General features: G+C 66.5%; 21 protein-coding genes. 15 read left to right on the forward strand and 6 right to left on the reverse strand.

What is annotated here, in order from left to right; translation table 11 throughout:
• The first annotated feature begins 1 nt into the window (after position 1).
• From mraY to RBT54_RS10350, 11 genes are all read left to right on the forward strand, one after another.
• A complete protein-coding gene (mraY, locus tag RBT54_RS10300; protein WP_320366837.1) occupies positions 2 to 1,090 on the forward strand; it encodes a phospho-N-acetylmuramoyl-pentapeptide-transferase in 1,089 nt (362 codons plus the stop codon).
• Entirely contained in the window at positions 1,087 to 2,487 is a 1,401-nt protein-coding gene (gene murD, locus RBT54_RS10305) for a UDP-N-acetylmuramoyl-L-alanine--D-glutamate ligase (RefSeq protein ID WP_320366839.1), read from the forward strand. Before mraY ends, murD begins: the two co-directional genes overlap by 4 nt.
• Complete coding sequence (ftsW, locus tag RBT54_RS10310; protein WP_320366841.1) at positions 2,484 to 3,713, forward strand: putative lipid II flippase FtsW; 1,230 nt, start codon at positions 2,484 to 2,486, stop codon at positions 3,711 to 3,713. Before murD ends, ftsW begins: the two co-directional genes overlap by 4 nt.
• Positions 3,710 to 4,780, forward strand: coding sequence for an undecaprenyldiphospho-muramoylpentapeptide beta-N-acetylglucosaminyltransferase (murG, locus tag RBT54_RS10315; protein WP_320366843.1), 1,071 nt, complete (start codon positions 3,710 to 3,712; stop codon positions 4,778 to 4,780). The genes ftsW and murG overlap by 4 nt, the downstream gene beginning before the upstream one ends.
• On the forward strand, positions 4,777 to 6,192 hold the full coding sequence (gene murC / locus RBT54_RS10320; protein WP_320366845.1) for a UDP-N-acetylmuramate--L-alanine ligase: 1,416 nt from the start codon (positions 4,777 to 4,779) through the stop codon (positions 6,190 to 6,192). The genes murG and murC overlap by 4 nt, the downstream gene beginning before the upstream one ends.
• The gene (locus RBT54_RS10325) at positions 6,189 to 7,103 is read left to right on the forward strand and encodes a D-alanine--D-alanine ligase (RefSeq protein WP_320366847.1); all 915 of its coding nucleotides are present in this window, start codon (positions 6,189 to 6,191) and stop codon (positions 7,101 to 7,103) included. The genes murC and RBT54_RS10325 overlap by 4 nt, the downstream gene beginning before the upstream one ends.
• Entirely contained in the window at positions 7,096 to 7,956 is an 861-nt protein-coding gene (locus RBT54_RS10330) for a cell division protein FtsQ/DivIB (RefSeq protein ID WP_320366849.1), read from the forward strand. Before RBT54_RS10325 ends, RBT54_RS10330 begins: the two co-directional genes overlap by 8 nt.
• Entirely contained in the window at positions 7,953 to 9,182 is a 1,230-nt protein-coding gene (gene ftsA, locus RBT54_RS10335) for a cell division protein FtsA (protein ID WP_320366851.1), read from the forward strand. The genes RBT54_RS10330 and ftsA overlap by 4 nt, the downstream gene beginning before the upstream one ends.
• A gap of 141 nt (positions 9,183 to 9,323) precedes the next feature.
• The gene (ftsZ, locus tag RBT54_RS10340; RefSeq protein WP_320366853.1) at positions 9,324 to 10,469 is read left to right on the forward strand and encodes a cell division protein FtsZ; all 1,146 of its coding nucleotides are present in this window, start codon (positions 9,324 to 9,326) and stop codon (positions 10,467 to 10,469) included.
• Positions 10,470 to 10,642: 173 nt separating this feature from the next.
• Positions 10,643 to 11,569 carry a UDP-3-O-acyl-N-acetylglucosamine deacetylase gene (gene lpxC, locus RBT54_RS10345; protein ID WP_320366855.1) on the forward strand — a complete coding sequence of 309 codons (927 nt, stop codon included), beginning with the start codon at positions 10,643 to 10,645 and terminating at the stop codon, positions 11,567 to 11,569.
• Positions 11,570 to 11,660: 91 nt separating this feature from the next.
• The gene (locus tag RBT54_RS10350; RefSeq protein ID WP_320366857.1) at positions 11,661 to 11,849 is read left to right on the forward strand and encodes a hypothetical protein; all 189 of its coding nucleotides are present in this window, start codon (positions 11,661 to 11,663) and stop codon (positions 11,847 to 11,849) included.
• Between the two features lie 67 nt (positions 11,850 to 11,916).
• On the opposite strand, the gene RBT54_RS10355 is transcribed toward RBT54_RS10350, so the two are convergent.
• A complete protein-coding gene (locus tag RBT54_RS10355; RefSeq protein WP_320366859.1) occupies positions 11,917 to 12,348 on the reverse strand; it encodes a DUF721 domain-containing protein in 432 nt (143 codons plus the stop codon).
• 85 nt (positions 12,349 to 12,433) lie between these two features.
• Here RBT54_RS10355 and secA point away from each other — a divergent pair, with 85 nt between their 5' ends.
• The 3 genes from secA (at position 12,434) to RBT54_RS10370 (ending at position 18,435) form a co-directional block, all read left to right on the forward strand.
• Positions 12,434 to 15,169: a preprotein translocase subunit SecA gene (secA, locus tag RBT54_RS10360; protein WP_320366861.1), complete on the forward strand. Its 2,736-nt coding sequence runs from the start codon at positions 12,434 to 12,436 to the stop codon at positions 15,167 to 15,169.
• Between the two features lie 559 nt (positions 15,170 to 15,728).
• On the forward strand, positions 15,729 to 17,057 hold the full coding sequence (locus tag RBT54_RS10365) for a sigma-54 dependent transcriptional regulator (RefSeq protein WP_320366863.1): 1,329 nt from the start codon (positions 15,729 to 15,731) through the stop codon (positions 17,055 to 17,057).
• Positions 17,058 to 17,181: 124 nt separating this feature from the next.
• A complete protein-coding gene (locus tag RBT54_RS10370) occupies positions 17,182 to 18,435 on the forward strand; it encodes an acetate kinase (RefSeq protein ID WP_320366865.1) in 1,254 nt (417 codons plus the stop codon).
• 98 nt (positions 18,436 to 18,533) lie between these two features.
• Here the strand turns inward: RBT54_RS10370 and RBT54_RS10375 are convergent, their stop codons facing one another.
• The 5 genes from RBT54_RS10375 to RBT54_RS10395 all read right to left on the reverse strand — a co-directional run bounded on the left by RBT54_RS10375 (position 18,534) and on the right by RBT54_RS10395 (position 23,656).
• Positions 18,534 to 19,079 (reverse strand): hypothetical protein, encoded by a 546-nt coding sequence (locus RBT54_RS10375; RefSeq protein WP_320366867.1) that lies wholly within the window; start codon positions 19,077 to 19,079, stop codon positions 18,534 to 18,536.
• A 15-nt stretch (positions 19,080 to 19,094) separates the two neighbouring features.
• Complete coding sequence (locus tag RBT54_RS10380) at positions 19,095 to 19,799, reverse strand: C39 family peptidase (RefSeq protein WP_320366869.1); 705 nt, start codon at positions 19,797 to 19,799, stop codon at positions 19,095 to 19,097.
• A 17-nt stretch (positions 19,800 to 19,816) separates the two neighbouring features.
• On the reverse strand, positions 19,817 to 20,188 hold the full coding sequence (locus RBT54_RS10385) for a hypothetical protein (RefSeq protein WP_320366871.1): 372 nt from the start codon (positions 20,186 to 20,188) through the stop codon (positions 19,817 to 19,819).
• Between the two features lie 69 nt (positions 20,189 to 20,257).
• On the reverse strand, positions 20,258 to 21,856 hold the full coding sequence (locus RBT54_RS10390; RefSeq protein WP_320366873.1) for a hypothetical protein: 1,599 nt from the start codon (positions 21,854 to 21,856) through the stop codon (positions 20,258 to 20,260).
• A 126-nt stretch (positions 21,857 to 21,982) separates the two neighbouring features.
• Positions 21,983 to 23,656, reverse strand: coding sequence for a hypothetical protein (locus tag RBT54_RS10395; protein WP_320366875.1), 1,674 nt, complete (start codon positions 23,654 to 23,656; stop codon positions 21,983 to 21,985).
• A gap of 332 nt (positions 23,657 to 23,988) precedes the next feature.
• Between RBT54_RS10395 and argJ the strand changes: the two genes are divergently transcribed.
• Positions 23,989 to 25,227 carry a bifunctional glutamate N-acetyltransferase/amino-acid acetyltransferase ArgJ gene (gene argJ / locus RBT54_RS10400; RefSeq protein ID WP_320366877.1) on the forward strand — a complete coding sequence of 413 codons (1,239 nt, stop codon included), beginning with the start codon at positions 23,989 to 23,991 and terminating at the stop codon, positions 25,225 to 25,227.
• The last annotated feature ends 107 nt before the right edge of the window (positions 25,228 to 25,334 follow it).

A 25,334-nucleotide genomic window follows, 5' to 3' on the forward strand; every position in this document is an offset into this window, starting at 1 on the left:
CATGCTGTTGGAACTTGCTCTCTGGCTCAGCCAGGATATTCGTGGCTTCAACGTCTTCGGCTACATCACGCTGCGGACGGTGCTCGCCGCCCTCACCGCGCTGGCGATCTCGCTGATCGCCGGCCCCGGCGTCATCCGCTGGCTGGCCGCGAAGAAGATCGGCCAGGCCGTTCGCGACGACGGCCCCAAGTCGCACCTGACCAAGGCGGGCACGCCGACCATGGGTGGCGCGCTGATCCTGATCTCGATCGGCATCACCATCCTGCTTTGGGGCGACCTGAAGAACGACTACGTGTGGGTGACCTTGTTCGTCACCCTCGGATTCGGCGCCGTGGGCTGGGTGGATGACTGGCGCAAGGTGGTGCACCGCGACCCGAAGGGGCTGGCGAGCCGGTGGAAATACCTGTGGACCTCGGCGATCGCGTTCGCCGCGGCGATCTATCTCGGCCTCACCGCGAGCACGCCGGCCGAGACCGAGCTTATCGTGCCCTTCTTCAAGGCGGTGACGTATCCGCTGGGCATCTTCGGCTTCATCGCGCTGACCTATTTCGTGATCAACGGCACCAGTCATGCGGTGAACCTGACCGACGGCCTCGACGGCCTGGCGATCATGCCCACGGTGATGGTGGCGGGGGCGCTGGCAATCTTCGCCTATGTCGCCGGCCACGTCGGATTCTCGAATTACCTCGGTGTGCCCTATGTGGCGGGCGCGGGCGAGCTCGCGGTGTTCTGCGGCGCGATCTGCGGCGCGGGCCTTGGCTTCCTGTGGTTCAACGCCTATCCGGCGGAAGTCTTCATGGGCGACGTCGGTGCGCTCGCGCTCGGCGCCGCGCTCGGCACCATCGCGGTGATCGTGCGCCAGGAGATCGTGCTCTTCATCATGGGCGGCCTGTTCGTGGCCGAGACCCTGTCGGTGATGTTGCAGGTGCTGTATTTCAAGGCCTCCGGCGGCAAACGCATCTTCCGCATGGCGCCGCTGCATCACCACTATGAACTGAGCGGCTGGAAGGAGACCCAGGTCGTGGTCCGGTTCTGGATCATCACCATCATGCTGGTGCTGTTCGGGCTGTCGACGCTGAAACTGCGATGAGCGAACTTACGGGCAAACACGTTCTCGTCCTCGGGCTGGGCGAATCGGGTCTCGCGATGGCGCGCTGGTGCGCGCTGCGCGGGGCGCGCGTGCGCGTGGCCGACAGCCGCGCCACCCCGCCCGGGCTGGACGCGCTGCGCGAGGACGCACCGCTGGCCGAGATCGTCACCGGCGAGTTCGGCGCCGAGGTACTCGACGGGATCGAGCTGGTGGCACTGAGCCCCGGGCTCGACCCGCGCGTCGGTGTAGCCGCCGAGGCCCACCAGCGCGGCCTGCCGGTCACCGGCGAGATGAGCCTGCTCGCGCAGGCGCTGGACGAGCTCGGTGTGCGCGCGCAGACGCGCGTCCTCGCCATCACCGGCACCAACGGCAAGACAACCACCACCGCGCTCACCGCTGCGCTGGCGCAGTCGGCGGGCATTGATGCGGTGGCCGCCGGCAACATCAGCCCTGCAGCGCTCGACGTGCTGATGGGGCGCCTCGAGATCGGCGCCGATCTGCCGGCGTGCTGGGTGCTCGAGCTGTCGAGCTTCCAGATCGAGACCATGCACGGGCTGACGCCCGAGGCGGCGACCGTGCTCAACGTCACCGACGACCACCTCGACCGCTACGCCGACCTCGACGCCTACGCCGCAACCAAGGCGGCGATCTTCCAGGGCCAGGGCGTGCAGGTACTGAATCGCGATGACGCGTGCGTGATCGCCATGGCGCAGGCCGGACGTCGTGTGATCCGTTTCGGCACCTCGGTGCCCACCGCGGCGAACGATTACGGGCTCGCCGATCTCGACGGCCAGGCCTGGCTGATGCGCGGCGACGAACGCCTGCTCGCGCTCGCCGACCTGCCGCTCGCCGGGCGCCACAACGCCGCCAACGCGCTGGCGGCGCTGGCCTTGTGCGAGGGCGGGCTCGACATCGAACCACGGCGCCTGATCAACGGCCTGCTTGCCTTCCGCGGTCTGCCGCACCGGGTCGAGCTGATCGCCGAGCGTGCCGACGGCGTGCGCTTCTACGACGACTCCAAGGGCACCAACGTCGGTGCCACGGTGGCGGCTTTGGCCGGCATGGATTGCCCGGTGGTGCTGATCGCCGGTGGCGACGGCAAGGGCCAGGACTTCTCCCCGCTGGCTCCCGTGTTCGCGAACAAGACCCGCGCCGTGGTGCTGATCGGGCGCGACGCCCGGCGCATCGAGCACGCGGTCGCCGGCTGCGGCGTGGCGCTCGAACATGCCGCCGACCTCGATGCCGCGGTGCTGCGCGCCAACGCGCTCGCCCAGGCGGGCGATGCAGTGCTGCTGTCGCCGGCCTGCGCAAGCCTCGACATGTTCCGTAACTACGCGCACCGCGCCGAGGTCTTCATTGCGGCGGCGCGCTGCTTGCCGGGGGTCACGCCGCGATGAAGTTCGCCAGCACCATCTCCGGATTCCTGCATCGCGCCGAGCGCAAGCCCGACCCGGCGCGCGCGGCGGGCGAACGCCTGGCCCGCCAGTCCGCACCCGCGCGCGAGCTCGACCTCATCCTGATCTGGTCGGTCGTGGGGTTGCTGCTCCTTGGCCTGGTCATGGTCTATTCGGCCTCGATCGCGATCGCCGAAGGCAGCCGTTTCACCAATTACCAGTCGCACTACTTCCTGATGCGCCACGCCGTGTTTCTGGCGATCGGCATCGGCCTCGGGCTGGTGAGCTTCCAGTTCTCGATGGCGCGCTGGCAGCAACTGGCGCCAGTGCTGTTCGTCGCGGGTGTCGTCCTGCTGATCGTGGTGCTGATTCCGGGCGTCGGGCGCGAGGTAAATGGTGCGCAACGCTGGCTGTCGCTCGGACCGGTCAACCTGCAGCCCTCCGAGCTGATGAAGATCTTCGCCGCGCTCTATGCCGCCGACTACACGGTGCGCAAGCTCGACGTCATGGGTAGTTTCATGAAGGGTTTCGTGCCGATGATGTCGGTGATCCTGCTCGTGGGCTTCCTGCTGCTGCGCGAGCCGGACTTCGGCGCCTTCGTCGTCATCACCACGATCGCCTTCGGCGTGCTCTTTCTCGGCGGCGTCAATGTGCGCGTGTTCATCCTGCTCGCAGTGGTCGCGCTGATCGGCTTCGTGCTGCTGATCTGGACCTCGCCTTATCGTCGGGACCGCATCTTCGGTTTCATGGACCCCTGGCAGGACGCCTTCGGCAAGGGCTACCAGCTCTCGCACTCGCTGATCGCCTTCGGTCGCGGGGAGTGGTTTGGCGTCGGGCTGGGTGGCAGCGTGGAGAAGCTCTTCTACCTGCCCGAGGCCCACACCGACTTCCTGCTCGCGGTGATTGCCGAGGAGCTCGGGTTCGTGGGCGTGATGGTGGTGGTCATCCTGTTCGCCCTCATCGTGCAGCGCGCCTTCATGATCGGGCGCGAGGCGATCAAGCTCGAGCGCTATTTTTCCGGCCTGGTCGCCCAGGGCATCGGCTTGTGGATCGGCGTGCAGTCCTTCATCAACATGGGCGTGAACATGGGCCTGCTGCCGACCAAGGGCCTCACCCTGCCGTTGATGAGCTTCGGCGGCTCGGGCATCGTGGCCAACTGCGTGGCGATCGGCATCCTGCTCCGGATCGACTGGGAAAACCGCCAGTTGATGCGCGGGGGCCGGACATGAAGACGCTCATGGTCATGGCTGGCGGCACCGGCGGACACATCTTCCCCGGCATCGCGGTGGCCGAGGAGCTGCGCGCACAGGGCTGGCGCATCGTGTGGATGGGCAACCCTGACGGCATGGAGGCGCGGATCGTGCCGCAACGGGGGTACGAGACCGCCTGGGTGCGCTTCGGCGCACTGCGCGGCAAGGGCCTGTTGCGCAAGCTGCTACTGCCGGTAAGCCTGCTTTCCGGTTTCTGGCAGGCGCTGCGCGCGCTGCGCCGGGTCAAGCCCGACGTGGTGCTCGGCATGGGTGGCTACATCACTTTTCCCGGCGGCATGATGGCGTCCTTGCTGGGGCGCCCGCTGGTCCTTCACGAGCAGAATTCGGTGGCCGGCCTCGCCAACCGCGTTCTCGCGCGCGTGGCCGACCGGGTGCTGAGTGGTTTTCCGGCAGTGCTGGACAACGCTGAATGGCTGGGCAATCCGGTTCGTGCCGACATCACCGCGGTGCTGCCGCCGGCCGAACGCTACACCGGCCGCAGCGGCCCGCTGCGCGTGCTGGTCGTGGGCGGCAGCCTGGGCGCCGCGGCACTCAACGAAGCCGTGCCGCAGGCGCTCGCCCGACTCGACCCCGAGGCGCGTCCGATCGTGGTGCACCAGGCCGGCGAGCGCCAGATCGAGGCCCTGCGCGCGGCCTATGCGCGCGTGCAGGTCGAGGGCGAGTTGCGCCCCTTCATCGACGACATGGCCGCTGCGTACGCGGACGCCGATCTGGTGATCTGCCGCGCCGGCGCGCTGACGGTGGCCGAACTCGCCGCAGCCGGCGTTGCCAGCCTGCTCGTCCCCTTCCCGCACGCGGTGGATGATCACCAGACCGGCAATGCCCGTTTCCTTGCCGATCGCGGGGGGGCCTACCTGCTGCCGCAAACCGAACTCTCGCCCGACCGTCTGGCGGGCATTCTTTCCAGCCTCGATCGTGGCCGCTTGCTGAACATGGCCGAGCACGCCCGCGCGCTCGCCAAGCCGCTCGCCGCGGTCGCGGTGGCGCATGTGTGCGCCGAACTGGCTGGCGGAGACGCGAAATGAAACACAAGGTCAGGAACATCCACTTCGTCGGCATCGGCGGTTCGGGCATGAGCGGCATCGCCGAGGTGCTCGTCAACCAGGGCTACCGGGTCACCGGGTCCGACCTCGGCGAGAACGCCGCCACCCGGCGCCTGCAGAAGATGGGCGCGAATGTCGTGCGCGGCCATGCCGCGGAGAATACGGCCGACGCCGACGTGGTCGTGGTGTCGACCGCAGTGAAAGCCGACAACCCCGAGGTGGTCGCCGCGCGTGAGCGTCACATTCCGGTCGTGCCGCGTGCGCAGATGCTCGCCGAACTGATGCGCTTCAAGCACGGCATCGCCATCGCCGGCACCCACGGCAAGACCACCACCACGTCGCTTGTGGCCAGCATCCTCGCCGAAGCCGGCATCGACCCCACTTTCGTGATCGGCGGTCGCCTGAACGCCGCGGGCGCCAACGCGCGTCTGGGTACGGGCGACTACCTGGTGGCCGAAGCCGACGAGTCCGACGCGTCCTTCCTGCTGCTCAACCCCGTGATCTCGGTGGTGACAAACATCGACGCCGACCACATGGAGACCTACGGTCACGACTTTGGCCGCGTGAAACAGGCCTTCGTCGACTTCCTGCAGCGCCTGCCCTTTTATGGCGTGGCGGTGCTGTGCGCGGACGATGCCAACGTGCGCGAGATCATCCCGCAGGTGTCGAAGCAGATCGTGCGCTACGGTGTGTCCGAGAGCGCCAACATCCGCGCCGAGAACGTGCGCGCCGACGGTGGTCGCATGTTGTTCGACTGCGTCCGCGTCAATGGCACGACCTCCCGGCTGGCGATCGAGCTCAACCTGCCGGGCATGCACAACGTGCTCAACGCGCTGGCGGCGATCGCCGTGGCGACCGAGGTGCAGGTGCCTGATGCGGCGATCGTCAAGGCGCTCGCCGAGTTCAACGGCGTGGGCCGGCGCTTCCAGCGCTACGGCGAGGTGGCGCTGCTCGACCAGGACGGCGACGAGGCCGGCAGCTTCACGCTGGTGGACGACTATGGCCACCATCCTGTGGAGATGGCGGCGACCATCGCCGCGGCGCGCGGGGCCTTCCCCGACCGCCGCCTGGTGCTCGCCTTCCAGCCGCATCGCTATACCCGCACCCGCGATTGCTTCGAGGACTTCGTCAAGGTGCTGTCCACAGTCGATGGGCTGCTGCTCGCCGAGGTGTATGCCGCCGGCGAGACGCCGATCGTGGCCGCCGACGGCCGCTCGCTGGCACGGGCGATCCGCGTCGCGGGGACGGTGGAGCCGGTGTTCGTCGAGGATATCGCCGACATGCCGAGAATGATTCTTTCTGCCGCGCGCGATGGCGACGTGGTGATCACCATGGGTGCGGGCAGCATCGGCGCGGTGCCGGGCAAGCTCGCGAGCATCGAGGAAGCAGTGTGAACGCGCGTTTCGGAAAGGTTGCGGTGCTGTTCGGTGGTTCGTCCGCCGAACGCGAGGTGTCCCTGATGTCGGGCAAGGCGGTGCTCGCAGCGCTGCAGGCGGCCGGCGTGGATGCGCATGCCTTCGATCCGGCCGAGCGCGACCTGCACACGTTGAAGGAAGAAGGTTTCGACCGCGTGTTCATTGCCCTGCACGGCCGCGGTGGCGAGGACGGCACGGTGCAGGGCGCCCTGGAACTGATGGGCATCCCCTACACCGGTAGCGGCGTGATGGCGTCCGCGCTGTCGATGGACAAATGGCGCACCAAGATGGTGTGGCTGGCCAGCGGCCTGCCCACTCCGCGCTACGCGATCCTCGAGGCCGACACCGACTGGGCCGCGGTCGCGGCCGAGCTCGGTCTGCCGATCTTCGTCAAGCCGGCGCATGAAGGCTCGAGCATGGGCGCCACCAAGGTGACCGAGGCCGGCCAGTTGCAGGCGGCCTGGGAACTCGCCGCGCGCTTCGACAGCCTCGTGATCGCCGAAGAATTCATCGCCGGCGAAGAACTGACCGCGCCCTTCCTGGAAGACCGCGCGCTGCCGCTGGTGCGCATCGTCGCGCCCGATGGCAACTACGATTACCAGCACAAGTACTTCACCGACGACACCCGCTACGACTGCCCCTGCGGCTTGCCGGCTGAGCTGGAGGCCACGCTGCAGGCGCTGATCTTGAAGTCGGCGCGCGTGCTCGGCTGTCGGGGCTGGGGGCGGGCCGACCTGATCCTGACCGCAGACGGCCGTCCTTACCTGCTCGAGATGAACACCTCGCCTGGCATGACCGGGCACTCGCTGGTGCCGATGTCCGCGCGCGTGGCCGGACTCGATTTCACCACGCTGTGCCTGCGTATTCTGGATGGAGCCCGCCTTGGCTGAAGTGCGCGCGCGTCCCGCTTCGATCCGCTCCGCACGTGCGGCAGCGGGCGGGCGGCCGCGCGCCGGTGAAGAGCGCGGCCTGTGGCACCGGCCAGCATTGCTCAATCTGCTGTCGGATCTGCTTACGCTGTGTGCCGCGGTGGCGCTCGGCTGGGCGCTGGTGGTGTGGTTCCTGTCGCGGCCGCTGTTCCCTTTGCGGGAGCTCGTCGTCGTGACCAATCCGGCGCAGGTGACCGAGGAGCAGCTCGACTACGCTGCGCGTCTGGCGGTGCAAGGCAACTTCTTCACGGTCGATCTGCAGGCGGTCAAGGAGACCTTCGAGAAGCTGCCGTGGGTGCGCAAGGCCGAGGTGCGCCGGCGCTGGCCGGACGCGCTCGAACTGCGCATCGAGGAGCATGACGCGGTGGCCTACTGGACGGTGTCGGAGAGCGGCGACGCGCGCCTGGTGAACCGCCAGGGCGAGGTCTTCGTTGCCGCCACGAATGCCGACCTGCCGCAATTCGACGGCCCCCAGGGTTCGTCGGGCTGGCTGCTCGCGCGTTACCGCGAGTTCTCGTCGATGTTGCAGCCGCTGGGTGTGCGCCTCGTCGGCCTCGCGCTGTCGGCACGCGAGGCCTGGCAGCTTCAGCTCGACAATGGCATGACGATCGTGCTCGGTCGTGAACAGGACAAATCCCCGCTCGTCGAGCGGCTACAGCGCTTCATCGCGGTGTGGCCGGGCGTGCACAAGGAAATCGATATCGAAATCAGGGTCGCGGATCTGCGCTATCCGGGTGGATTCGCGCTGACCCCGGCCGATGCCTCGGTGCTGCAGCAGACCGTGGCCCCTGCAGGCAGGAAAGGCAAGCAATGAGCAAGCAATACAACGAACTGATCGTCGGACTGGATATTGGCACCGCCAAGGTCACCTGCATGGTGGCCGAGGTCAAGCCCGACGGACGGCTCAACGTCGTCGGCCTCGGCACTCAGCCGACCAACGGTCTCAAGCGCGGCGTCGTGGTGAACATCGAAGCCACGGTCGATGCGATCTCGCGCGTGGTGCAGGAGGTCGAGATGATGGCCGACTGCAAGATCCACGAGGTCTATACCGGCATCGCCGGCAGCCACATCAAGAGCTTCAACTCCAGCGGCACGGTCGCGATCAAGGAGAAGGAGGTCTCGCCGATGGACGTCGAGCGCGTGATCGAGGTCGCGCGTGCGATGCCGATCCCGGCCGAGCAGCAGATCCTGCACATCCTCACCCAGGAATTCATCATCGATGGTCAGGGTGGCGTACGTGAGCCGATCGGCATGAGCGGCGTGCGTCTCGAAGTAAAGGTGCACATCGTCACCGGCGCGGTGTCGGCGGCGCAGAACGTGATCAAGTGCGTGCGTCGCTGCGGCCTCGAGGTCATGGACCTGAGCCTGCAGCCGCTCGCTTCCAGCCATGCCGTGCTGACCGAGGACGAGAAGGAACTCGGCGTGTGCATGGTCGATATCGGCGGCGGAACTACCGACATCGCGGTGTTCACCCAGGGCGCGATCCGCCACACCGCGGTGATCCCGGTCGCTGGCGACCAGATCACCAACGACATCGCGATGGCGCTGCGCACCCCGACCTCGGAGGCCGAGGAGATCAAGATCCGCCACGGTGTCGCCATGCATCAGATGGCCGATCCGGAAGAGATGATCGAGGTGCCCGGCGTGGGCGACCGACCGCCGCGCAAGCTGTCGCGCCAGGCGCTCGCCGACGTGATCGAGCCGCGCGTGTCCGAGCTCTTCGAGCTGGTGCAGGCCGAGCTGCGCCGCAGCGGCTACGAGGAGCTGCTGTCCTCGGGCATCGTGCTGACTGGCGGCTCCGCGGTGATGTGTGGCATGGCCGAGCTTGCCGAGGACGTGTTCCACATGCCGGCGCGCGTCGGTGCCCCGCAGTACGATGGCGGCCTGGCCGACGTGGTCTGCCAGCCGCGCTATTCGACCGCGATGGGCTTGGTGATGGAAGGTGCCGCACAGCGGCGCAGGGGGCTTCAGGCGCGCGACACGCGCACCGTGAAGCAGGTTTTCGGGCGCATGAAGGCGTGGTTCGAACGCAATTTCTGACCGCGTTCTTCAGGTGCAATCAATTTGGATGATTGCCGGTTTATCTCAGCTTATTTAGTAGTAGACTGCTTGTCTGATACTAGATGCAGGCTGGCCGGCGTTCGGTGTTGAGCAGGGCCGTCAAATCAGGAGGCGAGGCAAATGTTTGAAATCGTTGAGAAGGAACCGTCGGGCACCGTGATCAAGGTGGTCGGAGTCGGTGGTGCCGGGGGCAACGCGGTCGATCACATGATCCGCGAGGGCGTGAAGGGGGTGCATTTCATCTCCGCCAACACCGATGCGCAGGCGCTCAAGCGCTGCCTGGCCCCGGTCAAGGTGCAGTTGGGCGACACCGGTCTGGGCGCTGGCTCCAAGCCCGAGGCGGGTCGCGCTGCCGCGCAGGAAACGCGTGAGGCCATCTCCGCTGCGCTCGAGGGCGCGCACATGGTCTTCATCACCGGCGGCATGGGGGGCGGCACGGGCACTGGCGCCGCGCCGGTCGTGGCCGAGATCGCCAAGGAAATGGGCATCCTGACCGTGGCCGTGGTCACCAAGCCGTTCGATTTCGAGAACCGCATCCGCGTCGCCGAGAGCGGCGTCGAGGAACTCACCCGTCACGTCGATTCGCTGATCGTCGTGCTCAACGACAAGCTGCTCGATGTCTATGGCGACGACGCCGGCTTCGAGGAGTGTTTCCGCTCGGCCGACAACGTGCTGCGTTCGGCCGTGGGTGGCATCGCCGAAATCATCAACGTGCCCGGCCTGGTCAACGTCGACTTCCAGGACGTGCGCACCGCGATGGCCGAGATGGGGCGCGCGATGATGGGTTCGGCCGAAGCCGCCGGCCTCGACCGCGCCCGCATCGCCGCCGAGCAGGCTGCGGTGTCGCCGCTGCTCGAAGGCACCGAGCTGTCGGGCGCGCGCTGCGTGCTGGTCAACATCACCGCGAGCAAATCGCTGAAGATGGCCGAGGTGCGCGACGCGGTGAAGACGGTGCAGGCCTTTGCCGCGCCGGAAGCCTTCGTCAAGTACGGCACCGTGTTCGACGACACCATGGAAGACCGCATCCGAATCACCGTCGTCGCCACTGGCCTGGGTGCGCCGCGTGCCGCCCGCCAGCCGGTGATGCAGGTGGTGCAGGGCACCGGTACCTACGGGCCGTCGATGGGTGGTGGCAGCGTCGACATGAACAACCTGGACGTGCCGGCAGTCATGCGCAGTGGCCGCCGCTCGACGGTCGAGGCGATGAGCACCAGCGGTGTCGGCACCTACGACATCCCCGCCTTCCTGCGTCGCCAGGCCGACTGATCGCGTCGTTCGAAACCCGCTCGCAGACTGTCGCCTCCGGTCTGCGGGCGGGTTTTTCATTGTGGTTGCTGCTTTGCAACATTCGCTTGCGCAACAGCCGGCGTGCATCGCGCCGATAGCCCGGCCGGCTCTGGGTCGCGTGCTAAAATGACTGATCTGAAAAGGAAAAGAACATGATCAGGCAGCGCACCCTGAAGTCCATCGTCAAGGCCACGGGTGTCGGTCTGCACGGCGGCCGCAAGGTGACCCTGACCCTGCGTCCCGCAGCGCCCGACACCGGTATCGTCTTTCATCGCGTCGATCTCGACCCGCCGCTGACCCTGCCGGCCGACCCCTATGCCGTGTGCGACACGCGCATGTGCTCAGGCCTCGAGAAGGGCGGACACAAGGTCGGCACCGTCGAACACTTGATGTCGGCGCTCGCCGGGCTGGGCATCGACAACCTCCACGTCGACGTCGATGCGCCCGAGATCCCGATCCTCGACGGCAGCTCGGCGCCCTTCGTCTTCCTGCTCCAGTCCGTCGGTATCGAGGAGCAGAAGGCCGCCAAGAAATTCCTGCGCGTCAAGAAACCGGTCGAATACGTCGAAGGCGACAAGTGGGTGAAGCTCGAGCCCCACGATGGTTTCAAGCTGTCGTTCTCGATCGTGTTCAATCATCCGGCGATCGACAACACCTCGACCCAGGTCACGATCGACTTTGCCGAGCAGTCCTACGTGCGCGATGTGGCGCGCGCGCGCACCTTCGGTTTCATGCAGGACGTGGAGTTCATGCAGGCCAACGGCCTGGCGCTCGGCGGCAGCCTCGAAAACGCGATCGTGATGGACGAGTACCGCGTGCTCAACGTCGAGGGCCTGCGCTATGCCGACGAGTTCGTGAAGCACAAGGTGCTCGACGCCATCGGTGACCTCTACCTGTGTGGCCATCCGCTGCTGGCAGCGTATTCGGCGCACAAGGCCGGGCACGGGCTCAACAACCAGATCCTGCGTGTGCTGCTCGAAGACAAGGAAGCCTGGGAAATCGTGACCTTCGATCAGGATGCTTCCACGCCGGCCGCCGTGTCGCACCAGTTCGCGCCGCTGACGCCTGCCTTCGCCTGAAGCCCATGAAGCGCTCGCACGACCCTCGTTGCACTTTCTTTGGCGATTGTCGATCGGCTGATGGCCCCTGGCGTGCCGGGAGCATCGCCCGATGCTGATCATGCGCTTTCTGCTCCTGTTCGCCGTGCTGGCGATCGGCGGCTCCGTGATCCTGTGGTCGCTGACCGGCAACCCGCGCTACAAAACCTGGGCGTGGAAGGCCTTTCGCGCGACGGTGGTCATGCTGTTCGTGTTCCTGGCGCTGTTTGCCATCGAACGTGTCCTGGCTCCGATCGCGTGAAGAACTCCCTCGGCGCCGCGCCGAGCGCGCGCCGATCACCGGCGCTGTGCGAAAGGCGTTGCGCGCTTCAATCCTTCCCGCGCTGAACAAGACGCTCGAGCGACGCACGCAGTGGCGAATCCTCCGGCAGGCTGCTCGCGAACGCGCTCAGCCCCGCCTTGGCTTCGGACGAGATATGGCGCTCGGTCGGCGGGCGTCGCCATTCCACCTGCTCCGGGGTGGCGACCTTCACCTTGATCGTCTGTACGGCATGTCCGGCGCGTGCGAAATGCTCCACCAGGGTCGGAAGCATCTGGCGCAGCCGGACGGCCGCGGCGCCACCCTGGGCGCTCACCACCAGCGTGCCCTCCTTCAGGTTCGCGACCTGGCACTGCCCCTTCATCTGTGGCGGCAATGCGGCGTCGAGCGCGCCCTGCAGGCGGCGCAGGCGTGCGGCGTGGTCCTGCAGGCGGGCGAGGGCGTCGCCGCTGCCGAGAAAGCGATGGAGCAGCCGGGTCATCAGGTGGGTGTGCGAAGCGTCATGAGGCGGGTGGGTGCGCCATGATAAACTCTCGCCTTTGCCGAATCGACGTCGAACCCAAAACATGATCTCCGGCCTGCTCAAGAAACTCTTCGGTAGTCGCAACGACCGCCTCGTCCGCCAGTACATGAACGCCGTGCGCAAGATCAACGCCCTCGAGGGCGAGGTCTCTGCGCTGTCCGACGAGGCGCTGCGCGGCAAGACCGCCGAATTCAAGGAGCGCCTGGCCAGCGGCGAAACGCTCGACGCCCTGCTGCCCGAAGCCTTCGCGGTCGTGCGTGAGGCCGGCAAGCGGGTGCACGGCATGCGTCACTTCGACGTCCAGCTCGTCGGTGGCATGGTGCTGCACAACGGCAAGATCGCCGAGATGCGCACCGGCGAGGGCAAGACCCTGGTCGCCACGCTGCCCGCCTACCTCAATGCGCTGTCGGGCAAAGGTGTGCACGTCATCACGGTGAACGACTACCTCGCCAGCCGTGACGCCGAGTGGATGGGCCGCATCTACGGCTTCCTGGGGATGACCACCGGCTGCAACATGTCGCGCATGACGCACGAGCAGAAGCAGGCCGCCTACGCTGCCGACATCACCTACGGCACCAACAACGAGTTCGGCTTCGACTACCTGCGCGACAACATGGTCTACGCGGTCAGTGAGCGCGTGCAGCGCGTGCTCAACTTCGCGATCGTGGACGAGGTCGACTCCATCCTGATCGACGAGGCGCGCACGCCGCTGATCATCTCCGGCCAGGCCGAGGATCACACCGAGCTCTACCTGAAGATGAACCAGGTCGCGCCGATGCTGAAGAAGCAGGAAGGTGGCCTCGACGACAAGGACGAGGTGCTCGATGCGGGCGACTACACGGTCGACCTCAAGGCGCACCAGGTGCTGCTGACCGAGCAGGGGCACGAGACCGCAGAGCAGATCCTCGTGCGCATGGGGCTGCTCGCCGAGGGTGGTGGCTTGTACGATCCGGCCAACATCCTGCTGGTACATCACCTCTACGCCGCGCTGCGCGCCCATGCGCTGTACCACAAGGACCAGCAGTACGTGGTGCAGAACGGCGAGGTCGTCATCGTCGACGAATTCACCGGCCGCCTGATGCCCGGCCGGCGCTGGTCCGACGGCCTGCATCAGGCGGTCGAGGCCAAGGAAGGCGTGCGCATCCAGGCCGAGAACCAGACCCTGGCCTCGATCACCTTCCAGAACTACTTCCGCATGTACGGCAAGCTCGCCGGCATGACCGGCACCGCCGACACCGAGGCCTTCGAGTTCCACTCGATCTACAGCCTCGAGACGGTGGTCATCCCGACCAACCGGCCGATGCAGCGCAAGGACGGCAACGACAAGGTCTATCGCACCGCGAACGAGAAGTGGGACGCGGTCGTCGAGGACATCCGTGCCTGCGTCGAGCGCGGTCAGCCGGTGCTGGTGGGCACGACCTCGATCGAGACCAACGAACTGCTCTCGTCAGTGCTGACGAAGGCGAAGATCGAGCATCAGGTGCTTAATGCCAAGCAGCATGAGAGCGAAGCGCAGATCGTCGCCCAGGCCGGTCGTCCGGGTATGGTCACGATCGCCACCAACATGGCCGGCCGCGGTACCGACATCGTGCTCGGCGGCAACATCGAGAAGCCGGTCGCTCTGGTGCGCGAGGACGAGACCCTGTCCGACGCGGAAAAGGAAGCGAAGATCACCACGCTGCGTGCCGAATGGCAAAAGGTGCATGACCAGGTGATCGCCGCTGGCGGCCTGCACATTATCGGCACCGAGCGTCACGAATCGCGCCGCATCGACAACCAGTTGCGCGGCCGCTCCGGTCGCCAGGGTGATGCGGGTTCGAGCCGCTTCTACCTGTCGCTGGAAGATCCGCTGATGAAGATCTTCGCCGGCGAGCGCCTGAACGCGATCATGGTCCGCCTGAAGATGCCCGAGGGCGAGGCGATCGAGCATGCGATGGTCACGCGCTCGCTCGAGTCGGCGCAGCGCAAGGTCGAGCAGCGCAACTTCGACATCCGCAAGCAGCTCCTCGAGTACGACGACGTCGCCAACGACCAGCGCAAGGTCATCTACCAGCAGCGCAACGAACTGCTCGAGACCGATGACATCACCGACACCATCCGCGCCATGCGCCAGGGCGTGCTGCACGACATCTTCCGCCGCTACGTGCCGGCCGAGAGCGTCGAGGAGCAGTGGGAGATTCCCGCGCTCGAGCAGGCGCTGCTGGCCGAATGCCAGCTCAAGGTGCCGGTGGGCGAATGGCTCAAGGCCGAGCCGAGCCTGGACGACGACGCGATCCTTGCGCGCATCGTGCAGGCCGGCGAGGAGGCCTACGCCGCCAAGACCGCCATCGTCGATCCGACTGCCTGGCACCAGTTCGAGCGCAATGTCATGCTGCAGAGCCTCGACACCCACTGGCGCGAGCACCTCGCCGCGCTCGACCACCTGCGCCAGGGCATCCACCTGCGCGGCTATGCGCAGAAGAACCCGAAGCAGGAATACAAGCGCGAGGCCTTCGAACTCTTCGAAACCCTGCTCGACACCGTGCGCGCCGACGTCACCAAGGTGCTGATGACCGTGCAGGTGCGCACCGAGTCGCAGCTCGAGGAGGCCGAAATGCCGCAGCAGGTCGAGAACGTCAAGTATCAGCACGCCGGCTATGACGAGGCGCTCGGCAACGCGGAGGGGGCCGAAGGTGGTGCGCAGGCACCGGCGAGTGCCGGGCCGAAGGTCGGTCGCAACGATCCTTGCCCCTGCGGCTCGGGAAAGAAGTACAAGCACTGCCACGGCAAACTGAACTGAAGTCTTGCGACACGCCCCCGCGCGTGCGATGCGAAGCCCGGCGCCACCGCGTGCCGCGGCGGGTGGTCCTCTTCCCCCTGCCGGGATCTGCCTCGAACGCCGCGCTTCTCGCGCTGCTGCGGCTTATCTGATGGCCTTCATGCGGGCGGCGCGGGCAAGAGCGTCACCCGCAGCCGCAAGGGACCCGAGACCCGGTGGTCGGCCCGTTGCAGCAGGCTGTCGGTTTTTTTTACACCCCCCCCCCGCTTTCAGTACTTACGCAACCCTCATAAACCATCAAATCGACGTTGATTCAATGGATTAGTGTTTTTGGCGTGCTATTTGCTACTTATCGCCAAAAGGCAATTGGCTGGGTGGTCTAGCATGCTTGTTCGCAGCTTGGGAACGGAGTCCGAAGGCTTTCCGGAGGCCTCGTGTGCGGATTCCCTGGGGCGAACGGCTTCAGGCCGAAGAGCGCGTGGCTGGCGCCAGTCCAGCGGAGGAGGGTGCAAATGGGAAAGCGCAGAGGACTGATACAGGGGCAGGGGCGGCCGAAGGCGACGCGCCGGAGGTCGGAAGAGTGAAGTTGCAGCGTCGCGGCTTGGTGCTGGACGGTTCGGGCGTCATCTTCGCCGAACTTGAGGCGCTCGGATTGGCGGGCTGGGCATTTCAGATGGTGTCGACGATCGATGCCGCGCTCAAGGCCTTGAGCCGGGATCCCGCGATCATTGGTCTGGTCGCCTTCGATTCGCCCCACGCATGGCCCGCGGCAGAACTCGACCAACTGCTGGCTCGCCCTGATGTTGAGTGGATCGCTCTGCTCGAGGAAGGCCTCTTGCGCGGAGAGCGGCTCAGCCCGGAAGTGCTGAGAAACTTCCATGACTTCCACTCGCTGCCGCTCGACCGCGCCCGCCTCGGCTGCACCCTTGGCCACGCCCATGGCAAGGCAGCGCTGCTTCGGAGCGAGGTGGGGCAGTGCAGCGACCTCGGCGCCTACGGCATGACCGGCAGCAGTCCGAAGATGCGCCAGCTCTACCGCCAGATCGACAAGGTCATCACGGTCGATGCGCCGGTGTTGATTGGCGGCGAGTCGGGGAGCGGCAAGGAGCTCGTCGCGCGCGCGATACATCGCTATTCGGCGCGCGCCCACGGCCCGTTCATCGCGATGAACTGTGGCGCGATTTCACCCGGCTTGATCCATTCCGAACTCTTTGGCTACGAGCGTGGCGCGTTCACTGGCGCCAGCCAGCGCAAGGTGGGAAACGTCGAGGCCGCGAGTGGTGGCGTGTTATTCCTCGACGAGATTGGCGACCTGCCGCTCGAGATGCAGGCCAGTTTGCTGCGGGCGCTTCAGGACAGGACGATCACCCGGGTTGGTTCCACCGAACGACTGCACGTCGATGTACGGGTCATCGCCGCCACCCATGTGGATCTGGCGCGTGCGGTTTCGGACGGGCGATTCCGGGAGGATCTGTTTTACCGGCTGAATGTCGTCCGCCTCAAGGTGCCCGCGCTCCGTGAACGTGTCGAGGATCTTCCTGCACTGGCGCAGCAGGTGTTCGAGGAGTGTCGTGGCAAGGGCGCGCAGGCACGGGGATTCAGCTCCGCGGCGATGAACGCGATGATGGCGCACTCCTGGCCCGGCAATGTTCGCGAGCTTCGCAACCGGGTTCAGCATGCACTCGTGATGAGCGACAACCGCCTTCTCACGCCCGCCGATCTCGGTCTGGTCGAAGTGGTCGGCAGCGTGGACAGCACGCTCGGCGAACGGCGCACGGCGGTCGAGCGCGAACTGATCGAAGCCAGCCTCAAGAAATGCCGCAACAACGTTTCCGCGACCGCCCGCCAGCTCGGGGTATCGCGGGTGACGCTTTACCGCATGATCGATCGCCTGAAGATCGTGCTCTAGCCGGGTTCCAGTCAAAGCGAGTTTCAACGTCGAAGGGGGTCAAATGCGCCGTTCATCATGCAAATGTCCGCGGCTCGCGCCCGGGATCGCCGCCATCCTGCTCGCTGGGGGCGCAGGCTCTGGATTGGCCCAGGAGACGGGTGGCGACGTCGCCGAGCAACTCGAGACGCAGGTCCGAAAAATTGAAAGCCTGCAGCGCGAACTCGACGCACAGCGTGCGGCGCTCGACGAGCTGCGGCGGACAGTGCGCCTGGAAGCGAGAGGGCGGGGCAATGCGCCTGCCCAAGCAGGAAACGGGCAAGCGGCGAGTATGCAGGTCGCGGCGCCCAGGCAGCCGGCAGCCGGCGGTGTTGGTCCGATTGCGCAGGCCGAGGACGGCCGGCCGGTCGGGCAGGCCCCGGCAGCCCGGGAGCGCCCGCCTGAAGTGGCGCCGATCTTCGAACAGCCGGGGGTGCTGACCAAGCCGGGCACGACGATCTTCGAGCCTTCCCTGCAGTATCAGTACTCGTCGTCGGACAAGATTGCTCTGGTCGGCTATACGATCATTCCCGCGATCATTATCGGCCTCATCGACGTTCGCAACGTGAAGTCGAATTCCTTGACCGGTACCCTCAGCTTTCGGCGCGGCATCACAAATCGCTTCGAGCTCGAGGCGCGGTTGCCCTACGTGTACCGCTGGGACGACGTGAGGGGGCGGGAGATTGCCGATCCTGAACGAGTCCGAAGCGTGTTCTTCAAGGAAGATGCGAACGACATTGGCGACGTCGAACTGATCGGGCGTTACCAACTCAATGACGGCGGCGGTGATTCACCCTATTACATCGCCTCCTTGCGGTTCAAGACGCGTACGGGCAAGGATCCGTTCGAGGTTGCGACCAGTCTTTCCGTCGAGAATGCGCGGACCGGCAATGTGAACGAATTGCCGACCGGCTCGGGCTTCTATTCACTCACGCCCGGTCTTACCGTGCTGATTCCGTCGGATCCGGCCGTGTTCTTTGGCGGCATCAGCTATCAGTACAGCTTCAAGCGTAGCGGGGTGACGCCTAACCTGGTCAACGTGAGCGACCCTGGGAACTATGCGTACGACGAGATCCAGCCCGGCGGCGTACTCGGCTTCAACTTTGGGATGGGGCTCGCCCTGAACGAGCGCTCCTCGTTCAGTATTGGCTACGACCACCTGTCGGTCGGCAAGACCGATGCAACCTTCCGCTATGACGGATCCAAGGCCGAAGGGGTTCGTGTGCAACTCGGGTCCTTGCTCCTCGGTTATTCCTACCGGCTAAATGACAAGCGGACGCTCAATCTTTCGGTTGGGGTCGGCGTCACGCGGGATACCCCCGATGTGCAATTGACCCTGCGCGTCCCCATCACCCTCTGACGAATGCAGCTATCGTTCAGGGCCCCGCAAAGCGGGGCGCGCGATCGCTTCGCGGGTGGGGCGTTAGAGGGGCCTGCGCTTGCAGCCCCTCTGACGCCTCACCGAGCGAGTGAAGAGCGGTTCAGCGCATCCTGAAGCGACATGTCGAGCCGTATGCCGCTTAGCAATTCAGCGCTGTTTACCGTGATGTCGATGGTACTGAACACCTGCAAGGTCTGGTCGTCGAGGGAGTTCTGAACGACGGTGCCGAGGGTGCCGGGCGGTAGGCTGGTCTCGAAGCTGTTCCCCGCCCCGTTCTGGACGACGGCCAGGGTCGTACCGGGCGGCAGGGTGGCAACGACCTGACCGAGATCCTCCAGCCTGAGATGGGTGGTGCTTTCAAGCACACCATTTACGTAAACGGCGCGCTCGATGCCGAAACTCATCTGCAGCCCACCGGGGGTGGCGAAGCCACCGCGCTGGGCGTCGAGGGTGGCGTCGTCGAGCGCGGTGCCCGAGAACAGGGCGAGCTTATTGTCCGCGTAATCAGCCGAAGGTGTAGGCAAAGCATCCGGGAGCCCGACGCCCTCGCCGGCGCCTGCGGGGGTGCCGGCCAAGGTCAGGCTGAGCAGAAGCGCAAGCGGAAGCGTTCGCAGAGCAGGCATGATTTCGGGCTCCGTTCAGAAGTCGACGATGCTCGCGCGCCGCAACAACTGCAGATCTGCGAGGTTGCGGTTCCCCGGATCCGCAAGCGGCGCTTTGGGGCGGACTCGCCAGTCGGTCGCGAGATTGAAACGGGCCAGATCGAGCCGCTCATTGACGACCAGGAGGATGTCGTTGACCCGGAAGGATTCGAATCGGGCCCGGTCCAACACCCGGGTGCCCGTCGCGGGGTCGCCGATCACCACCTCGTCGGCACGCACCCCCTTGATGACGACGAAGTGCGAATAGCCGTTCTCGTTGATGAGCGTGATCGCCGGCACCTTCGCTTCGAGCAACTTGTCGAGCGAGGCTTCGATGCCGATCGTGGGGAAGCCGCGTGCATCGAGGTAGCGCTTCATGTCGAGCATCGAGAAGCCATCGGCGCGTATCTTGTCGCGGTTGCCATTCGCGAACATCACCTGGAAGACCTCGGCCTCGCTCATCGTCTGGCCATAGTGATGGGTCAGCAGCGTCGCGACCGCCGCCGAGCCGCAGGAGAAGTCGTACTGCTGGCGCAGCGTGGATGAGAAGCGCGCCTCCTTCATGCTGACCACCGGGACGTTCAGCGTGCCGGCAAGCGGTGCGATCATGCGCAGGCTGTCGGCAAGGGCCGCCGTGGCCCCGAGCGCTGTGATCGCGACCACGGCGGAGATGAGAACGGGCGGGAGCAAACGCTTCGGCATGGTTGCGGTGACCCCGGCTAGCGGACCTCGACGTTGAGGATGACTGCGTTCTGGATCAGGACGCCGTTGCCGGAGTTCTGAATCAGCATCGGCATGCCGGAGGCGTTGGCCAGCGAGCCCTCCGAGACGATGTTGCTGCCGGTGACCAGATCGTAGGCCTGAACTTCGCTGACGCTGCCGTTCGCCCAGATCTTGCTGAGTTGTACTTCATGCACGTCGGCGCCGCCGCGCTGTTCGGCAAGGACCGCGTTATCGACGACGCTCGGACCCTGTGAGAATGCAAGCAACGCGACGCCGGCCTCGTTGCCGGCCGCGCGCACGATGCCAGACGATCCGCATGTGGCGAGCAGCGCGACGCTTAGCGCGATCATTGATGGTGCGTGCTTCATTGTCTCGCTCCTTGATGATGCGAAGCGGGCGCCGGCCCCACTGATCGGGCCGGCGCCGCTACGACAGGCTTACCGCAGTGTCAGGTTGGCCTGCACGTTCGCGCTTTGCTGCACCAGGGCGCCAATCCCGCTGTTCTGGGACAGGATCGTGATCCCCGCCGCGCCGTCGAGGCTGCCGCTCAGCGAGTTGGACAGGTTGAACTGGCCGGCATCCACCATCACGGTGCCGCCGTTACCCCCATTGCCTCCGGTGCCGCCCGCAGCGTCGCCGCCCGTGGCTGCGCCACCCGCGACTGCGCCACCCGCGACTGCGCCACCCGCGCCGCCGGCGCCGCCACCACCGCCAGTCGCGCTGCCGCCGGTGCCGTCACCGCTTGTCGCGGAGGCATTCGCTGCACCGCCGTTACCTGCCCCAGCGGTGGCGTTGCCGGTGGTCGCATTGCCGCCGGTTCCGCCGGTGGCATTGGCCGTGCCGTCCGCTGATGCGTCGCCGGTGGTGCCTGCTCCGCCGGTGGCCGAAGCCATCTGGTCGTTGCTACCGCCGTTCGCACTCGAAGCGCCGGACGAGCCGCCGGTCGAGTCGGCCGCCCCGCCAGCACCGCCCGTGCCGCCTGCGGCGCTAGCCATGTTGCTTGCGTCCGCGCTGTCGTCGCCGCGGCCACGTGCACGGGCGCGTGCGTCACTCGCCGTCGCCCAGGCGCCGGCGGCGCCGCCCGAGCCACCGTCCGCGCCGCTGCCGCCAGCGCTGCTGGAGGCCATGGAGGCGTCTGCACTCGCCTTGGCCATGGCGCCGGCATCGCCGCCGTAGGCCTTGCCGGACGAGGCGCTGCTCAGGTTCGTCGCATCGCCTTCGCCGCCGGTCGCGCCCCAGGCGGTTCCGGAGTCGGCCGAGCCGCCCCTGGCCATCCCGCCATATGCCGCAGTCCTGGCTTCGCCGCCGTCGCCCTTGCCACCCATGGCCATGCCGCCGTTGCCGCCGTCGTCGCCGTTACCGCCACCGGCCATGCCCCCGACCGCCTTGCCCCCGTCGCCACCAAAGCCCGCGCCGCCCTTGCCGCCGCTCGCGCTGCCCACATTCCAGGCGCTGTTGCCGAGGCCATGCACCCCGATCCGCGAGACGGACCCGTCAAGCTTGGACAGCGCCACCGCGCTGGTCCGGTTCCAGGCGTCACTCACGCTGGTGGACGCAGTGGAGTTGTTGTTCGCCGCAGCGCCATAATCGCGAGCGAATGCACTGCCGCTGTTGGCGCGGTTGTCACCGTTGCCGTTGGCGTTGCTGATCGTCTTCGACCGAGTGGTGGTGCTGTTGTCGGAGTCGTCGATGGAGGTCGTGCGCGAGTAGCTGCTGCTATCGGACCTGTCGACCGTGAGCGACTTGTTGGTGGTGCTGTTGTCCGACTCGTCGACCGTGACGTTCCGCGTGTAATTGCTGTTGTCGGAATTGTTGACCGAAAGGTTCATGTTCGTGTTTTCGGCGCTGCTGTCGGTGTAGTTCGCAGTCGAGTATTCGTTGGCTGAGGCGCCCTTGCCATCCAGCGTCGATTGGGCGGTGGCCGTTTGGTTGGTGGTGAGGTTGGCGTCACCCAGCGTGTTGGTCGGGTTTGCCATTGCGGGCGTTGCAAAACCGAATGCAAGCGCGATTGCGCTCGCGATCATGGTCTGTTTCATCTCTTCCTCCGCTGATTGTGCCAAGGCAAGGCGTCATGCCCTGTCCCGGCGGCTTGATCGCAACTGTCGTGTCCGTGGGGCCAGGTGCCGGGCCCCGCTGGGAGGCCCGACGTCGTCCCGATGGGCTTAGCGCAGGGTCAGGTTGGCCTGCACGTTTGCGCTCTGCTGCACAAGGGCGCCGATCCCGGTGTTCTGGGACACGATGGTGATGCCGGCTGCGCCGCCGAGGCTGCCGCTGAGCGAGTTGGACATGTTGAACTCGCCCGCGCTGACCGCCACGCTGCCGCCTGCGCCGCCCGCGCCGCCGGTTCCACCGGTGCCGCCGCCGCCAGTGGCGGCGCCACCAGCAACCGCTCCGCCCGCACCGCCGTCGCCACCATTACCGCCGGTCGCGTTGCCGCCGGTGCCGTTGCCGCTGGTCGCGGAAGCGGTTGCCGTACCGCCGGTGCCGTCGGCCGCGGCGGCGTCGCCGCTGGTGGCAGCGCCGCCGTTGCCGCCGTTGGCTGCGGCGTTGCCGGTCGCGGAAGCGCTACCCGATGTGCCGGCACCGCCCATCGCCGTGGCAGTCTGTGTGTTGCTGCCGCCGTTGGCGGCTGCATCGCCACTGGTACCGCCCGCGGAGCTGGCGGCGCCGCCTGCACCGCCTGTGCCGCCGGTCGAGTCGGCCGCGTTGCTGGCGGTCGCCGTGTCGTTGCCACGGCCACGCGCATTGGCGGTCGAAGAAGCGGCTTCTGCCCAGGAACCGGCCTCACCACCCGATGCTGCATCGGCGCCACTGCCACCGGCCCGGCTCGACGCCCTGCCGCCGTCCGCGTCGGACATGGCGATCGCACCTGCGTCGGCGCCAGCGCCCTTGCCGGAGCCAGCCAGGCTCATGTTCCTGGCATCGGCTTCGCCGCCATTCGCACCCCAGGCCTTGCCCGAGTCTGCGGAGCCGCCCTTGGCCGAACCGCCGAGCGCCGCAGCGGTCGCATCACCGCCGCCGCCCTTGCCGCCCATGGCCATGCCGCCGTTGCCGCCGTCGGCGCCGTTGGCGCCATAGGCATTGCCGCCAACCGCCTTGCCGCCATCGCCACCGCCGCCCTTGCCACCGTTACCGCCATTGGCGCTGCCGACGTTCCAGGCGCTGTTGCCGAGCCCATGCACCCCGATCCTCGAGACGGAACCTTCGAGCTTTGACATGGCCACCGCACTGCTGGAGTTCCAGGCATCGCTGACGCTGGTGGAGGCGGTGGAGTTGTTGTTTGCTGCGGCGCCGTAATCGCTGGCGAAGGCCCTGCCGCGGTTGTCGCGGTTGTCGCCGTTGTCGTTGGCGTTGCTGACCGTCTTGGTCTTGGTCGTGGTGCTGTTGTCGGATCGGTCGAGCGAGTAGGTCCTGTTCGTCGTGCTGCTATCCGAGTTGTCGAATGCGGCCGAACTGGTGCTGCTGCTGTTGTCGGACCTGTCGATCGAGTAGGTCTTGTTGGTGGTGCTGTTGTCGGAGTTGTCGGTCGAGACTGTGTTCGTGCGGGTGTCGGTGCTGTTGTCGTTGAACGTGGCGCTCGAATACTCGTTGGCCGAGGCGCCCTTGCCGTCCAGGGTGGACTGGGCGGTTGCGGTTTGACTGATGTCCTCGTTACGGTTTTCGAGGGTGTTGGTCGGATTTGCCATTGCCGGCGTCGTAAAGCCGAATGCAAGCGCGATTGCGCTCGCGATCATGGTCCGCTTCATCGCTTCCTCCGCTGATTGGATTAGGCAAGGCACCACGCCTTGTCCCACAGGGGCTAAAGCAACTGTCGGGCCATCGCAGGCAAATGCCATAGCTGCCGGGCTTGCCAGGGCTGTCGAGGGCCGAATCCGGTCTCGCAGCGAACGGGAACTGCCTAGCTTCGTTACACAGTGGCCCGCAGACGCCCCGTGCAATCGTCGTGGAAGGAGGTTAAGGCACTGGAGTAAAAGGAAAAAAGGTGTCGTTGGTGGTCGCCGTCGAGGGTGTATACGTTTCGTTACATGTGTATAGGCCCGCTCATTGCGGTGAGGGCTGGGGGTATGAGTAGCTGTTGAATCCGCTATCATTCGGCCCCTATCAATTCGCCTCTCGGCGATCCGCGTCGGCGCTTGCCCGCGGCATGGTGCATCTTTCGGAGAACCGCATGGCCGTCAATCTCGTCACCCCGAATCCCGCAGACCTGAAGCCCGTGCAGGGCGTGCGCCTCGGCGTCGCCGAGGCCGGCATCCGCAAGGTCAATCGTCGCGACCTCACCGTGATCGAACTCGCTGCGGGTAGCCGCGTAGCCGGCGTGTTCACCAAGAACCGTTTCTGCGCCGCGCCGGTGCAACTGTGCAAGGCCCATATCCCCGGCGGCGCGATCCGCGCGCTGGTGATCAACACTGGCGTTGCCAACGCCGGCACGGGCGAGCCGGGCCTGGCCAACGCGCAGGCCACCTGCGCTGCGCTCGCGCAGCAGATGGGGCTGCGCACGGAGCAGGTGCTGCCGTTCTCGACCGGCGTGATCCTCGAGCCGCTGCCGGTCGATCGCCTGGTCGCCGGCCTGCCGAAGGCGGTGGCCGACCTGCGTGCCGATGGCTGGTTCGATGCCGCGCACGCGATCATGACCACCGACACCCTGGCCAAGGCGGTGTCGAAACAGGTGCAGATCGGCGGCAAGACGGTGACGTTGACCGGGATCAGCAAGGGCGCCGGCATGATCAAACCCAACATGGCGACCATGCTCGGCTTCCTCGCCTGCGACGCTGCGGTCTCGCAGGCGCTGCTCGACGGCCTGGCCAGGGAGGCGGCCGACCTGTCCTTCAACAGCATCACCGTGGACGGCGACACCTCGACCAACGACTCCTTCATCGTCATCGCCACCGCCGCCGCCGGCAACGCCGAGATCACCGACGCGGCCAGCGCCGACTACACGCTGCTGCGCGACGCCGTGGTCGAGGTCTCGGTTGCGCTCGCGCAGGCCATCGTGCGCGACGGCGAGGGCGCGACCAAGTTCATGACGATCGCGGTGGAGGGGGGCAAGGATCGCGACGAGTGCCGCAAGGTCGGCTACGCAGTGGCGCATTCGCCGCTGGTCAAGACCGCCTTCTTCGCCTCCGACCCCAACCTCGGCCGCATTCTGGCGGCGATCGGCTACGCCGGCATCGACGACCTCGATGTGTCGAAACTGCGCGTGTGGCTGGGCAATCCGGACGAGACCGTGCTGGTCGCCGAACTGGGCGGGCGCGCCGCGAGCTACGTCGAGGAGGCTGGTTCGCGGATCATGAAGCACGCCGAACTCACGGTGCGCATCGACCTCGCGCGCGGTGACGCGGCGGCTACGGTGTGGACCTGCGATTTCTCGTATGACTACGTGAAGATCAACGCCGACTATCGGAGCTGAGCGCCGCCGTCCGTAACGCAGCCCCGCGGATCACGACGACCGCAGGGCTGTTTTCTTCTGTGCGCTCGTCGCAGGCTTCATCCGCGATGTGGCGCCGAGACGGCCCA

The organism is Thauera sp., assembly GCF_034003485.1.
Lineage (GTDB): Bacteria > Pseudomonadota > Gammaproteobacteria > Burkholderiales > Rhodocyclaceae > Thauera.